General features: G+C 43.5%; 16 protein-coding genes. 12 read left to right on the top strand and 4 right to left on the bottom strand.

Annotation, left to right across the window (positions count from 1 at the left end; translation table 11 throughout):
• The first annotated feature begins 8 nt into the window (after window positions 1-8).
• From ccoO to uspE, 9 genes are all read left to right on the top strand, one after another.
• On the top strand, window positions 9-629 hold the full coding sequence (gene ccoO / locus AB4307_RS16370; RefSeq protein WP_017059643.1) for a cytochrome-c oxidase, cbb3-type subunit II: 621 nt from the start codon (window positions 9-11) through the stop codon (window positions 627-629).
• A 9-nt stretch (window positions 630-638) separates the two neighbouring features.
• Window positions 639-812 (top strand): CcoQ/FixQ family Cbb3-type cytochrome c oxidase assembly chaperone, encoded by a 174-nt coding sequence (locus tag AB4307_RS16375; RefSeq protein WP_004733679.1) that lies wholly within the window; start codon window positions 639-641, stop codon window positions 810-812.
• Window positions 812-1,786, top strand: coding sequence for a cytochrome-c oxidase, cbb3-type subunit III (gene ccoP, locus AB4307_RS16380; RefSeq protein WP_017063857.1), 975 nt, complete (start codon window positions 812-814; stop codon window positions 1,784-1,786). Before AB4307_RS16375 ends, ccoP begins: the two co-directional genes overlap by 1 nt.
• Before the next feature lie 108 nt (window positions 1,787-1,894).
• Window positions 1,895-2,374 (top strand): FixH family protein, encoded by a 480-nt coding sequence (locus tag AB4307_RS16385; RefSeq protein WP_017059641.1) that lies wholly within the window; start codon window positions 1,895-1,897, stop codon window positions 2,372-2,374.
• Window positions 2,375-2,379: 5 nt separating this feature from the next.
• Window positions 2,380-4,752, top strand: a complete 2,373-nt coding sequence (locus tag AB4307_RS16390) for a heavy metal translocating P-type ATPase (RefSeq protein WP_029235846.1) — start codon at window positions 2,380-2,382, stop codon at window positions 4,750-4,752.
• Window positions 4,752-4,988: a cbb3-type cytochrome oxidase assembly protein CcoS gene (ccoS, locus tag AB4307_RS16395; RefSeq protein WP_372132561.1), complete on the top strand. Its 237-nt coding sequence runs from the start codon at window positions 4,752-4,754 to the stop codon at window positions 4,986-4,988. The genes AB4307_RS16390 and ccoS overlap by 1 nt, the downstream gene beginning before the upstream one ends.
• A complete protein-coding gene (locus AB4307_RS16400) occupies window positions 4,978-5,652 on the top strand; it encodes a sulfite exporter TauE/SafE family protein (RefSeq protein ID WP_372132564.1) in 675 nt (224 codons plus the stop codon). The genes ccoS and AB4307_RS16400 overlap by 11 nt, the downstream gene beginning before the upstream one ends.
• Before the next feature lie 86 nt (window positions 5,653-5,738).
• Entirely contained in the window at window positions 5,739-6,485 is a 747-nt protein-coding gene (gene fnr / locus AB4307_RS16405; protein ID WP_017059637.1) for a fumarate/nitrate reduction transcriptional regulator Fnr, read from the top strand.
• Window positions 6,486-6,617: 132 nt separating this feature from the next.
• On the top strand, window positions 6,618-7,568 hold the full coding sequence (gene uspE / locus AB4307_RS16410; RefSeq protein ID WP_372132567.1) for a universal stress protein UspE: 951 nt from the start codon (window positions 6,618-6,620) through the stop codon (window positions 7,566-7,568).
• A 103-nt stretch (window positions 7,569-7,671) separates the two neighbouring features.
• Here uspE and ttcA read toward each other — a convergent pair whose 3' ends face one another.
• From ttcA to AB4307_RS16430, 4 genes are all read right to left on the bottom strand, one after another.
• Window positions 7,672-8,565, bottom strand: coding sequence for a tRNA 2-thiocytidine(32) synthetase TtcA (ttcA, locus tag AB4307_RS16415; RefSeq protein WP_017059635.1), 894 nt, complete (start codon window positions 8,563-8,565; stop codon window positions 7,672-7,674).
• A 319-nt stretch (window positions 8,566-8,884) separates the two neighbouring features.
• The gene (locus AB4307_RS16420; RefSeq protein WP_017063862.1) at window positions 8,885-9,535 is read right to left on the bottom strand and encodes a DUF2987 domain-containing protein; all 651 of its coding nucleotides are present in this window, start codon (window positions 9,533-9,535) and stop codon (window positions 8,885-8,887) included.
• Window positions 9,536-9,657: 122 nt separating this feature from the next.
• Window positions 9,658-10,509, bottom strand: a complete 852-nt coding sequence (locus AB4307_RS16425) for a glucosaminidase domain-containing protein (protein WP_102393736.1) — start codon at window positions 10,507-10,509, stop codon at window positions 9,658-9,660.
• Window positions 10,502-11,317 carry a DUF2189 domain-containing protein gene (locus tag AB4307_RS16430; protein WP_017068198.1) on the bottom strand — a complete coding sequence of 272 codons (816 nt, stop codon included), beginning with the start codon at window positions 11,315-11,317 and terminating at the stop codon, window positions 10,502-10,504. The genes AB4307_RS16425 and AB4307_RS16430 overlap by 8 nt, the downstream gene beginning before the upstream one ends.
• 329 nt (window positions 11,318-11,646) lie before the next feature.
• Between AB4307_RS16430 and potA the strand changes: the two genes are divergently transcribed.
• From potA to potC, 3 genes are read left to right on the top strand one after another with little or no spacing between them, the layout of a single operon-like run.
• Complete coding sequence (gene potA, locus AB4307_RS16435; RefSeq protein WP_017070545.1) at window positions 11,647-12,762, top strand: spermidine/putrescine ABC transporter ATP-binding protein PotA; 1,116 nt, start codon at window positions 11,647-11,649, stop codon at window positions 12,760-12,762.
• Complete coding sequence (gene potB, locus AB4307_RS16440) at window positions 12,746-13,603, top strand: spermidine/putrescine ABC transporter permease PotB (RefSeq protein ID WP_372132571.1); 858 nt, start codon at window positions 12,746-12,748, stop codon at window positions 13,601-13,603. The genes potA and potB overlap by 17 nt, the downstream gene beginning before the upstream one ends.
• The gene (potC, locus tag AB4307_RS16445) at window positions 13,603-14,373 is read left to right on the top strand and encodes a spermidine/putrescine ABC transporter permease PotC (protein WP_017059629.1); all 771 of its coding nucleotides are present in this window, start codon (window positions 13,603-13,605) and stop codon (window positions 14,371-14,373) included. The genes potB and potC overlap by 1 nt, the downstream gene beginning before the upstream one ends.
• Window positions 14,374-14,459 lie beyond the last annotated feature (86 nt).

Raw genomic sequence — 14,459 nt, forward strand, 5'->3', positions numbered from 1 at the left:
GATTTAGAATGAGCTCAAATTCAAATAATCGCCATGAGTTGGTAGAGAAGAACGTTGGCCTACTAGCGATTCTTATCGTTATTGCTATCAGTTTTGGTGCTTTAGTAGAAATTACCCCACTTATTTTCCAAAAGCAGACTACTGAACCTGTAGAAAATCTACGTGTTTACTCTGCTCTGGAAATGGAAGGTCGTGATATCTACATTCGCGAAGGTTGTAACGTATGTCACAGCCAAATGATTCGTCCTTTCCGCTCTGAAACTGAACGTTACGGTCACTACTCTGTAGCTGGCGAAAGTGTTTGGGAACACCCATTCCTATGGGGTTCTAAGCGTACTGGTCCTGATCTAGCGCGTGTTGGTGATCGTTACTCTGATGAGTGGCACCGTGTTCACCTTATCGACCCTCGCGAACTTGTTCCTGAATCAAACATGCCTGGTTTCCCATGGCTTGCTGAGAATGTACTTGATGGCAAATTGACTAAACAGAAGCTTGAAATCTTCCGTAATCAATTTGGTGTTCCTTACACAGACGAACAAATTGCTAACGCTAAACAAGATGTTGAAGGAAAAACAGAGATGGATGCAATCATCGCTTACCTTCAATCGCTTGGCCACGCAATGAAATAAGGAATAATTATGGACATTATTACATTTCAAAGTGTTTGGACTGTTACTGTTTTTGCTTGTTTCATCGGCATCGTTTGGTGGGCTTTCGGTAAAAATCGTAAGTCGCGCTTCGACGAAGATGCAAACCTAGTGTTCGCTGATGAAGCACCTGCGAAAGATAAAAATCAAGGAGTGACGAAGTAATGAGTACATTCTGGAGTATTTGGGTAACAGTAATCACAATCGGTACATTGATTGGCTGTGCAGCCTTACTTCGTTGGTGTTCCAACGATAAAACAGGTGTAGAAGAAGGTCAGGATATGGGCCATGAATACGATGGTATTCGTGAGCTTAATAACCCGCTACCTAAATGGTGGACATACCTTTTCGTTAGCACAATTGTGTTTGCAGCTGTTTATCTAGCTCTATACCCAGGCCTTGGCAACTTTAAAGGTCTACTAGGTTGGACGAGTTCAAACCAAACAGTTCGTAGCGTAGAAGAGTCTCGCTCTGCAATCGCTGCTGCGCAAGCAAACAAACAGTTAGACGCATACGCGAAAGAACTTGATGATGCTGACACCTACTTTGGTGAAGCTTTCAGAAAGCTAGCTCACGACGAAAACGGTCTACGTTCTGTCCCTGACATTGCATCAGATGCCGATGCAATCAAAGTGGGCCAACGTTTATTCCTACAAAACTGTTCTCAGTGTCACGGCTCTGATGCACGTGGTCAGAAAGGTTTCCCGAACCTAACTGATGACGCATGGCTATATGGTGGTGAACCACAAGCTATCGTTACTACCATCATGCATGGTCGTGTCGGTCAAATGCCAGGTTGGAAAGACGCTCTTGGCGAAGAAGGCGTAAAAGAAGTAGTTAGCTACACGCTTAGCCTTTCTGGTCGTAGCGTAAACGCACGTGAAGCAGAGGCTGGTAAAGCGCGCTTTGTAGTGTGTGCAGCCTGTCACGGTACTGATGGTAAGGGTAACCCTGCTGTTGGCGCACCTGACTTGACTGACCGCGACTGGCTATTTGGCGATTCTCGCGCTGATGTGACGGAAACAGTCATGTACGGACGTTCTGGTGTAATGCCGGCTTGGAAGGACATCCTCGGTGAGGATAAGGTTCAGCTCGTCTCTGCCTACGTCTGGAGCCTCAGCAACTCAGATAAAGAGTAACATAATAATAACAGCCCCTTCTTAAGGGGCTGTCTTTCTTTTACAGTTATAACCTTAAGTGTTTGTAAAAATTAGTTTTATTTCATTGTATATATTGAGAATAATAATATGGAACAACCTTGGTATAAGCAGTTTTGGCCGTGGTTTTTGATCTTCCTAACCGTTGGCGTTTCTATGCTAACATTGGTTCGAGTCGCGATACTTACCAACCATTCAGTTAACGTTGTCACTGAAGATTACTATAAAAAAGGTAAAGGTATTAATGTCGACATTTCGAAAGTAAATGTTGCTAAAGAGCTTGGCTTATCAGCTTCAGTTAGCGAGAAAGGTAACTCAGTTATCATTACTCTCGACAAAGGCAAACTAGACCACTTCCCTGCTATTAGCGCAATGTTCGTGCACCGAACGCTGCCTGACCGTGATTTTACTCAGCTACTGACCGCTGATGCGAGAGGCAACTACACGTTGACTCTGGATCATGAAATGCAAGGTCCATGGTTTATCGAGCTTTCTCCGCATGATTCTGAATGGTTAGTGCAAGGTCGCATGAACTTCCCTATTGATACTCCTACTCAACTAACGAACTAAATCTTATGTGTGAATCCTGTTATCACTGCGGTGAAGATGTACCAGCGGAAACGGATTTTAAAGTAGAAATCTTAGGATCGGTACGACCTATGTGTTGTCCGGGTTGCGAAACCGTAGCCCAGACAATCGTTGATAGCGGTCTGGTCTCTTACTACCAATATCGTACCGCTCCAGCTGAAAAAGCGGATCTCGTGCCAGAGCAACTTCTGGCACTCAGTCATTACGACAACGAAGATGTTCAATTGGAGTTCGTCCGTAACTCTGAAAACACCTCTGAAGTGACATTGTCACTAGAAGGTGTCTCTTGTGCTGCTTGTGCTTGGCTTATTGAAAAGCAAGTCTCTTCAAAGTTAGGGGTTGTTAGTATTCGTGTTAATACCACGACTAACCGCGCCCTGCTCAGTTGGGACAACACTCAGACGAAACTGAGCGAGCTGTTGTCTGCAATCCATACCTTAGGCTACAAAGCCGCACCTTTTGAGGCTGATCAACAAGAAGCCGCCTATCATCGATCGATGAAGAATTATCTCTATCGTCTTGGCATTGCTGGTTTAGCAACCATGCAGGTCATGATGCTGGCTGTTGCGCTTTATCTTGAAGTCTTTGGTAACCTTGAGCCCGAATTCAAAAGCTACTTCCGTTGGGTGAGCTTAATCTTTGCAACACCGGTTCTGCTCTACTCTGCATTGCCTTTCTATATCAACGCGTGGCGTAGCCTCAAAGGTCGAACATTGGGTATGGATGTACCTGTGTCGATCGCTCTTTTGTTTGCCTACGTTGCAAGTTTGGTCGCAACGGTGACAGAGAAAGGTGAAGTATTCTTCGAATCTATCTCGATGTTTACCTTCTTCCTACTGCTTGGTCGTTTCCTTGAAATGCGCGCTCGTCGTAAAGCCGCCGCTGCTAGTGGTAACCTGCTTAAGCTCGTTCCTGCTATGGCAACAACGTTAGATGGCGAACAAGTTCCAGTCAAAACCTTAAAAGTTGGCGACCAAATTCGCGTTCTACCGGGTGAGCACATTCCTGCCGATGGCAAAGTATTGTCTGGCAGAGTTCATATCGATGAATCGATGCTGACTGGCGAATCTATCCATGTGGTCAAAAACGAAGGCGATACCGTCTTTGCTGGTACATTGAATGGTGATGAATCATTTGAATTGGAAGTAATGACGTCAAAAGCGGATTCGGTTATTTCCAATATCGTTCGCCTGCAAGACGAAGCGCAATTGTCTAAACCCCGCATTGCAGAAATTGCTGATGTTGTGGCTCGATACTTTGTTGCGGTGATCTTAATCATCTCATTCGGTACTTGGTTTTACTGGCACCAAACACGACCAGAAGACGCTTTCTGGATCATGCTTTCGGTATTGGTAGCAACGTGTCCTTGTGCTCTGTCACTGGCAACACCGACGGCGATTACTTGTTCAACGTCTCGCATGGGTAACTTCGGTATTTTGCTGCGCAAAGGCCACGTATTCGAAACCTTGTGCAAAGTGAATCACTTGATCATCGATAAAACAGGTACATTGACTGAGGGTGATATTCGTATCAGCCAAGTTGAAACCTTCGCTGAACTTGATAAAGACACTTGTCTCAAAGTAGCGGCGAGCCTGGAACAACACGCTAACCACCCTATCGCTAAAGCGTTCAAGACTCATCTTTCTGATGAGATCGAAGTAGAGTCAGTTAATAACGTGATTGGTTCAGGTATCACTGGTGAGTGGAATGGCCAAGAAGTTGCGATTGGTAGTAGTGAATTCATTCTAGGTGAAGCTCAACCATCGGAAAGCAACGGCATTTACTTGTCGATGGCGGGTCGTCATATCGCGACATTCACTTATGAAGATCCCATTCGTAAAGAAAGCATAGAGTTTATTAAGCAATTTAAAGAAGCAGGCATCAAAACAACTCTGCTTACTGGCGATTCTTTGATTAACGCGAAGCCTGTTGCTGAAGAGATCGGTATTACAGACATTGTTGCTAACGCAAAACCTGAAGATAAGCTTGCTTACCTGAACTCTCGAGATGCAAGTGATATTACCATGATGGTTGGCGATGGTATTAACGATGCCCCTATTCTTGCGGGTGCCCACCTTTCAGTTGCTATGGGCGGCGGTACGGATGTCGCGAAAGCTTCTGCGGATATGGTGTTACTGGGTGATAAGCTCGATAGATTACTTAAGTCGCGTACTTTGGCGTTAAAAACACGTAAGATAATTCGTGAAAACCTAGCTTGGTCATTAGGATATAACTTACTTATCCTTCCATTGGCTGTCGCGGGTTTGGTTGCTCCATACATTGCCGTTGTGGGCATGTCTGCCAGCTCTATTATTGTTGTGTCTAACTCGTTAAGGCTTTTAAAAGAGCAAGGTAAATAATGGAAAGTTTATACATCCTGATCCCCATTGCGATTGTACTGGTGTGCATCGCTGTTGGTATTTTTCTATGGGCGGTGAAGAGCGAACAGTTTGAAGACCTAGAACGTCAAGGTCACAATATACTGTTTGATGAAGACGCAAAGGCTCACAACCATTCTGATAGTAAACCTGTCAAGAATGAGAAAGCTAACAGCGAAAACCAAACTAACGTAGACAAAAAGAACGATGACGCCTGATTGGATCGGAGCCTTTGTTGTTGGATTGATCGGCGCAGGCCATTGCATGGGAATGTGTGGTGGTATTGCGTCGCTTCTTTCGATTGGCAACAGTAAACCTTCCCCTGTTATTCCCCTACTTTATAACCTAGGGCGCTTGCTGAGTTATGCCGTGATTGGTGGTGTGATTGGCGGTGCAATCTCTTCGATAGGTCAGCTAAGCGATTTTAACGCTCTGCTAGGTTGGCTGCGATTATTTGCTGCTGCCTTTATGATCGTCTTAGGTTTGTATATCGGTAAATGGTGGTTCGGCTTGTTGTTCTTTGAAAAAGTCGGACAGAAGCTATGGCGTTATATCTCTCCTTTAGGTAAATCATTTCTACCCTTGAAGCACCCTAGCCACGCTTTGCCGTTTGGCTTTATTTGGGGTTGGCTACCATGTGGCTTAGTTTACTCAATGCTTACGTGGGCGGCCGTATCAGGAAGTTGGTACAACGGTGCAGGTATTATGCTTGCTTTCGGTTTAGGGACGCTCCCAGCGATGCTGACGGTTGGTATGGGTGCTAATTTCCTCAAGAAACTGCAACAAGCTGACTTATTTCGCCAACTAGGCGCAATTTTAATCCTCATTTACGGTTTCTATACCGGTTATATGGCACTACAGCTCATTATTTATACCGTATAGCCATTCTTTAAATCCGGTTTTTTTACTACCCAACTGGATAAAGGAATGCTAAAATATTGACGTATATCAAATAGTGAAAGATTGTTATGATTTCTGAAAAGCCTGTGACGAAACGTGTTCAGTCTGGTGGCTGTGCGATCCATTGCCAGGATTGTAGTATTAGCCAGCTCTGTATTCCGTTTACTTTGAATGAATCTGAACTCGATCAACTTGATCAGATCATTGAGAGAAAAAAGCCTATTCAAAAAGGCCAAGAGTTATTTAAAGCCGGTGACGAGCTTAAATCTCTATATGCTATTCGCTCTGGAACGATCAAGAGCTACACGATTACCGAGCAAGGTGATGAGCAGATTACTGCATTCCACCTAGCGGGCGATCTTGTTGGCTTCGATGCGATTACTGGTGACCAACACCCTAGTTTTGCACAAGCGCTAGAAACTTCTATGGTATGTGAAATCCCATATGAGATTCTTGATGACCTATCAGGAAAAATGCCTAAATTGCGTCAGCAAATTATGCGCCTGATGAGTAACGAGATTAAAGGTGACCAAGAAATGATTCTGCTTCTGTCTAAGAAGAACGCGGAAGAGCGTCTTGCTGCATTCCTTTACAACCTTTCGACTCGCTTCTCTCAACGTGGCTTCAGCCCGCGTGAGTTCCGCCTAACGATGACTCGTGGCGATATTGGTAACTACCTTGGTTTGACTGTTGAAACAATCAGCCGTCTTCTAGGTCGCTTCCAAAAAGCAGACATCTTGAGCGTTAAAGGCAAATATATCACTATCGAAGATCACGATGCGTTGATGGAACTTGCTGGCGTTTCAAAAGAATAGTCTAGATATCAATGATGTAGTTCAATAATGAGCTACATCATGTTTCTCTCTTAAAACCTCTTATATTTCTCTTAATCTCTCCATAACTACGCTACATTATTTATATGTTCGGTCTGAAAAGTAGGCTTAGTTATGAGTATCTATAACAAAATTTTAGTTGTCGCAGACATTAATCACGATGAGCAACCTGCTCTAGTTCGTGCTATCCAACTTGCTAAGAAAAGCACCTCAACAAGCCACATCACTTTCTTTTTGTCGATATACGACTTCTCGTATGAAATGACATCTATGCTCTCTATCGATGAAAGAGACGCAATGCGCAAAGGCGTAATTCACCAACGCGAAATTTGGATGAATAAAGTCGCAGAACCTTACCTAGATGATTCTATTGAATTTAATGTACAAGTGGTTTGGCATAACCGCCCGTACGAAGCGATCATTGCTGAGGTTTACAGCGGCGAGCACGACATCTTAATCAAAGGTACGCGTAAACACGATACTTTGGAATCTGTCATCTTCACTCCAACCGATTGGCATCTGTTGAGAAAGTGCCCTAGCCCAGTGCTATTGGTTAAAAACGATTTCTGGCCAGATCACGCGAAGATTTTTGCTTCAGTTCATGTAGGTTCTGAAACAGAAGCTCATTTAGAGCTTAACGATACGATGGTCGACAGATTGCTAGAGATCACCGGTCGTTTGGATGCGGAACCGTTCTTGGTGAATGCCTACCCTGTGACACCTGCGAATATTACCATTGAACTGCCAGAGTTTGATCCAACGTCTTATACCGATGCGGTTCGTGGCCATCACTTAACGGCAATGAAAGCATTGCGCCAGAAGCACGGTATGTGTGAAGAAAAAACTGTGGTTGAACAAGGCTTGCCAGAAGATGTTATTCCTCGCGTCGCTTCTGAAAATAACGCTGCGATGGTGATTCTGGGTACAACGGGTCGTACTGGCTTGTCTGCCGTGTTTATTGGTAATACCGCGGAACATGTTATCGATAAGATTAACTGTGATGTGTTGGCTCTTAAACCGTCTGGTTACGTCAGCCCACTAGACCCTAACCTTTCGAAAGGTTAGGTCAGGGATAGTTTAACTTATAAAAAAACGCCTCAAGCATTGCTTGAGGCGTTTTTGTTTGTCTGTTGTAGGCGCATCTATTGCTCTACAACGATTATTCTTATTATACGTTCGTTACGTCGATGAACATTGACTCATCGATGTTAGAAGATGAAATTTCAGCTTCTTCGAATTCGTACGCTTTGCGGTCTTCACTACGGTCTAGTGGAAGGTTCACGAAGTCAAACAGCTCGCGGTCAGCCAGTTGGCTTGGACTTACGTTCTGGATTGACTTGAAGATCTTCTCAACACGACCTGGCGTTTTCTTATCCCAATCAATTAGCATCGCTTTAATGTTCTGACGCTGTAGATTCTCTTGAGAGCCACATAGGTTACAAGGAATGATTGGGAACTCTTTATGTTCTGCGTATTTGATTAGGTCCGTTTCACGACAGTAAGTCAGTGGACGAATAACAACGTTACGACCATCATCTGAACGAAGCTTTGGTGGCATAGCCTTTAAGCGTGCACCGTGGAACATGTTTAGGAACATGGTCTCAACGATGTCGTCTAGGTGGTGACCCAGAGCGATCTTAGTTGCACCAATCTTCTCTGCGAATGAGTACAAAGTACCACGACGAAGACGAGAACATAGGCCACACGTTGTTTTACCTTCTGGCACTTTCTCTTTAACCACTGAATACGTGTCTTTATCTACGATGTAGTAAGGAATGTTCAGCGTTTCAAAGTACTCAGGAAGAATGTGTTCAGGGAACCCAGGTTGTTTTTGATCTAGGTTTACTGCCACAACATCAAATTTGATCGGTGCTGCTTCACGTAAACGTAGCAAAATATCTAACATCGCAAATGAATCTTTACCGCCACTAATACATGCCATTACTACGTCATTCTCTTCGATCATGTTGTAGTCGATGATGGCATTTCCAACATTTCTTCTCAGACGTTTCTGAAGTTTGTTGAATTCAAGTGTTTCTTTTCTATTATCGTTTTGGTTCATTGCGACTCTCACACCGTCGTATTACCGACTGTAGATTGCTAGTGGGACTGTTTTAGGGCGTGGATTATACGGATTTTTATTTGATGTTGAAATAGTAACGGCCGGATAAACAAGCTGAGTAATAGAAAGATTCTGCTTTTATTGTTCGATAAGCGCCTAAACGGCAGAGAAACGCGGCTTCACAAGCTCTCGGTTGGTATCATAGATAAAGAAACGCAGCCTGATCTTATTCGATGAGGCTGCTTTAAGATATGTCGCAAAAACTTAGGGGGATGATTTCGCTAAGCTTTTACTTCACTAACAATGATTCTGTTAAAAATTATTGCGCGGGAATGTACGGCAATACGCGAACTGTTGGTTCTGGCAACGTGATGCTGTCACTTCCATTCAGTTCTTCTAAGGTGAATTTCGCACGTCCTTCTTTGATTGGTAGTTGCTTGCCATTTGAAAGCTCGATGTTGCCTTCCAGCTTATTAGCGAACTCTAGCGTTAACCCTTGGATATCTGGCGTGAACCAACCAGAGAACATACCGCTGACGTCTTCAAGCATAGCCTGCATCTGTGGCAATAGGTTTTCTATCTGTGCAACTTCTACTGTGCCAGCTAAAGGCTCTTGAGTCATCACCACAAAAGAATACGCACATTCCTGTTCTTGAGTTTGTACAAAGATAAGAGGGTTTGCTGAGCGTAGGTTTTGATCTACCGGTAGAAGCAGTTCATTGGCCGGAGAGACTTTTAGCTCTTCGTAGTGCTCTTCTTTTTCCATCCAAGCTTTGCTGATGTGACAGGTTTGCTGAGCTTGTTGATCAACAAAGAAGACCGCAACTTTGACATCATCATGCCCTTCTTTGGTGTTGTTTTTCAGCTGAGTATAAAGCTTAGAATACGTGAACATGTATTCTTGCGCTGAAGCAGGAAGAGAAACCCCAAGGCTTAATGAGGCTAATAAAGCGAGTGCTGTCTTTTTCATTATTATAATCTTGTCGAAGTTGAGCGTTTATAAATAGAAAGAGCAGCCAATGAGCTGCTCTTTTTGTGATATTACTGGTATAAGCCGACTATCGAAGGCAACCAAGTTGGTATCAAAATGAGTTACTTTTTCCAGTATACCTCGTTGTGACGGATCATAGCTTGTAAATCAGTCACATAGTCGGAACCTCGCTCAGAATATTTTAACAAGCCATTGGTGAGCTCTGTCGCCGTTGCGGTTGTTAAAAGATCATCACCTTGCGCATCAAGTTTTGCACGAATCACTCTTAGATCGGCGTAAGCACGATTACGATTAAGGTTCATGAAATACCGATGTACGGATTCTTGGCTTGAAGAGAATGTTGCGACTTCATGCGAGCTACCTTCGTTACGTTGTAGCGGAACAAGGCCACAACCTTTGGTGTAACACCAGTGTCCAAAATAGTTATTTGCTTTAGTGGCGAAACGAGATGTACCCCAAGCTGATTCATTGGCCGCCTGAGTTAACACAAGCGCTTCAGGTAGCACGTTTACACGATTCAACATTTCTTTCAGCCAAGCGTCATCTAAGCCCGATGAAGGTACAGGCAGGCTATACAGCTTCCCTAGTCTCTTTGCGTATGACGCGTCTTCAGAGTCAACATTGTTCAACCCCGTCTCTGAAAGCTTGGTTAGAAACGCACGTTCTTTGGTGATTCGCTTGTTTTCGATGTTGATACTTGGGCGAAGATAAGAAAAGAAGGTGTCTTTCTTTTTATTTACATCTTCAATCGCTGCGAAATCTGGCTTATCAGAAGAGACGGTCAAGTCACCAAAGTTTTGCTCTGAGTCTGAAGCCTTTTGCCCCGCTCGCCTGCGCTCTTCTTCTTGTTGGTAAAGCATTGGGCCAACTAACGAGATCGAGCCAACTAAGGCTAATGCTGTCACTTTTAGCGCAAGTGATTTACTTGCGCTTAATTTAGAGTTGTTATGCATCGAATACCTGTGGGTCTTTATTGTTGCTACCGTTGTGGTCGTCGTCGCTCTTTGGACGATCTGAAGCAATCAGTTTCAACTTGATGCCAAACATCTCACGGTAAAGGATACCTTTCACGTGGAAGAAGAATGGAAGAACGAAGATTAAGCCAATGCCGTACATCATCGCAGCCACGATGAACATCAACATAACCATTAGGTAAATAGACGCGACCACGAAGATCTTCTTGTTTACCGCTCTTAATGAAAGCAGAAGCGATTGCATTGGCGGCACTTTCTTATCACAAATCAGCAGAATCGAATGACTGAACGCAAGTGAGAAGTAGATAGATAAGAACGGCAGAATCATACCTGCGATGCCTTGAAGCATTAGGCTAAATAAAGTCACTAGGATAACGGGAACCGTAAACTGCAAACCTTTACCAATGTGGCGTACTTTGGTTTGTAGACCAGCAGCGTGGCTCATGGCCATTAAACAGATACCAGCATAGATAGGTGCACTGATCACTTCATAGCTAAAGTTCGCAATAAAAATCGATTCAACGATTTGTGGTGTAAACGACTCTGGGTCGATAACCGCATCCAATATAACCGCGGGATCACCAAGCTGTAGTTTAAGTGCGATATAAAAGATAGCGAGTTGCACAAACATCAAAGCAATAATCGCAGGGGAAAACGAAAGAAAGTGACTTATCGTATGTTTCCAAGCTTCTTGGAATACAGCCGTTGCTTTGAGCTCATAATCGCCAGAAAGTGCACGGTTAATACTACCGCCCAAATTAAAATCTTTTTCGATGTCGTTGTTCATATTGATACCTAGGTGCGCCGATTAAGCGAAACCACCTAACTTATTGATAAAAAATTACCTTCATTATACTCATATGTCGGATACAAACTAAAATATGATTCTGTAACAAGGCTTGCTTTTGCGTCTTAATGGTTAATAATTAGACACTTGTTGGGGTGTAATCCCAGTAAATAACAGTATGGTAAAGGATGTTTACTTTTACCTGCGAAATTTTTTATCTTCGAAAGGTAAAAAATGCTTTGAATTCACGTTTTTGGTGATTATGATGCGCGCCTTAAAGGTGTATAGCAACAGGTCTCAAATAGAACCAAGGTGGAGAAAAACAGACGTTGAACGCTAAAAAATCAGTAGGAAAGCCAGTAGTACAGCTAACTGGCATCAGTAAAAGTTTCGATGGTAAGGAAGTCATCGGCAATCTGGATTTAAACGTAAATCATGGTGAGTTTCTCACGATTTTAGGCCCATCAGGTTGTGGTAAAACAACCGTACTAAGAATGATTGCGGGTTTTGAAACGGCAGATAGTGGTCAAATATTATTAGCTGAACAAAACGTAACCCAAGTTCCTGCTGAACAAAGGCATGTAAACACTGTATTCCAAAGCTATGCCCTATTCCCACATATGACTGTTTTCGACAATGTGGCATTTGGCTTACGCATGCAGAAAGTTCCAAACAGCGAGGTTGAACCTCGTGTAATGGATGCTTTGAAAATGGTGCGCCTAGAACAAATGGCACAACGAAAGCCACACCAGCTATCTGGTGGTCAACAGCAACGTATTGCAATCGCTCGTGCTGTCGTTAATAAGCCTAAAGTTCTTTTGTTGGATGAATCTCTATCTGCTCTGGATTACAAACTGCGTAAACAGATGCAAATCGAGCTGAAACAATTACAACGCCAACTTGGTATCACGTTCATTTTTGTAACGCATGACCAAGAAGAGGCGCTGTCTATGTCTGACCGTATTATTGTTATGCGTGATGGCGTGATTGAACAAGACGGAACACCAAGAGAGATCTACGAAGAGCCTAAGAACCTATTTGTAGCGCGTTTCATTGGTGAAATTAACGTATTCGAAGCGACAGCGAAATCTCGTCAAGATGAAAAACGCATTGTTGCGACAATCGAAGGTGAAGAGTCCATTATCTATCACGATAAAGACGTAACACCGGGTCAAAAACTGCAAGTATTGCTTCGCCCTGAAGATCTTCGTATCGAAGAAATTAAAGAGTCTGAGCAACGCGGTATTGTTGGCCACATTGTCGAGCGAACCTATAAAGGCATGACATTAGATTCAGTCGTAGAACTTGAATCTGGTATGCGTGTCATGGTTAGCGAATTCTTCAACGAAGATGACCCTGATGTTGATCACTCACTGGGCCAAAAAGTTGCAGTAACTTGGGTTGAGAGCTGGGAAGTGGTATTAGAAGATGAGCAAGAAGTTTAATTTACAAAACGCAATTGTTGCTTTAATCACAGGTTGGTTAGTGCTGTTCGTGATGATTCCAAACATCATGATCATTGGTACTAGCTTCCTTACTCGTGATGAAGCGAACTTGATCGAGATGACCTTCACTCTCGATAACTACGTGCGTTTGGCTGACCCGCTGTATTTTAAAGTGTTGATGCACTCTTTCTATATGGCAATTGTCGCAACCCTACTTTGTTTGATTATTGGTTACCCGTTCGCTTACATCGTGGCAAAAATGCCTACGAAGTGGCGTCCAATCATGTTGTTCCTAGTGATAGTGCCATTCTGGACTAACTCTTTGATTCGTACCTACGGATTAAAAATTGTACTGGGTACGCAAGGTGTCTTGAACAAAAGCTTGTTAACGCTAGATATCATTGATAAACCGCTACGTATCATGTACTCAGAAACCGCAGTAATGATCGGTTTAGTGTACATCCTACTTCCGTTTATGATTCTGCCGCTGTATTCAGCGATTGAAAAACTGGACGATACGTACTTAGAAGCGGCTAAAGATTTAGGTGCGAACAAACTGCAAACGCTATTGAAAGTGGTACTGCCACTAACAATGCCGGGCATTATCGGCGGCTGTTTGTTAGTACTGCTGCCAGCGTTAGGTATGTTCTACATCTCTGACCTATTAGGCGGAGCTAAGAACCTATTGATTGGTAACGTGATTAAGAGCCAGGTGCTCAACGCTCGAGACTGGCCGTTTGGTGCAGCGACGAGTATCGCACTGACCATGGCAATGGCTGTGATGCTGTATGCCTACTACCGAGCAGGTAAGCTATTGAACAAGAAAGTGGAGCTAGACTAATGGGTCGCACAGTTAAGTTCAGCTTTATGGCGCTGGTATACGCCTTTCTATACCTACCTATTATCGTATTGATTGCGAACTCATTTAATGCCAATAAGTTTGGTATGAAATGGGGTGGCTTCACGACTAAATGGTATGACGCGCTTATTAACAACGACAGCCTAATGCAGGCTGCGTGGCACTCGATCAATGTAGCGGTGTTCTCAGCAACAGCCGCAACGATTGTCGGTAGCCTTACAGCAGTAGCCCTATTCCGTTACCAATTTAAAGGTAAAGGCATCGTAAATGGCATGTTGTTCATCGTAATGATGTCACCAGATATCGTAATGGCGATTTCGCTTCTTGCGCTATTCTTGGTAATGGGTGTTCAACTTGGGTTCTTTACCCTACTTGCTGCTCACATTACCTTCTGTCTACCGTTTGTTGTAGTAACGGTATACAGTCGCTTGAATGGCTTTGATGTGAAGATGCTAGAAGCAGCAAAAGACTTAGGTGCAAGTGAATGGACGATTCTAAAACAGATCATTCTGCCTCTTGCTAAGCCAGCGGTTGCTGCGGGTTGGTTATTGAGCTTCACTCTGTCTTTGGACGATGTAATCATTAGCTCTTTCGTAACCGGCCCAACGTATGAAATCTTACCACTGAAGATTTACTCAATGGTTAAAGTGGGTATCTCTCCTGAGGTAAACGCCCTAGCAACAGTGATGTTAGTGGTGTCGTTAATACTGGTGATCATTTCTCAGTCATTAGCGAGAGAAAAAATCAAGTAAGTCTCCTACTCTATATAGAGACTGGCTTGATTAAGAAGTTAAGAGACTTCAAGTTCAAAAAAAGTGTTAATCATAAACAGAATGGT

Source organism: Vibrio sp. 10N.261.52.C2, assembly GCF_041471425.1.
In the GTDB taxonomy this organism is placed as follows: Bacteria; Pseudomonadota; Gammaproteobacteria; order Enterobacterales; family Vibrionaceae; genus Vibrio; species Vibrio crassostreae_C.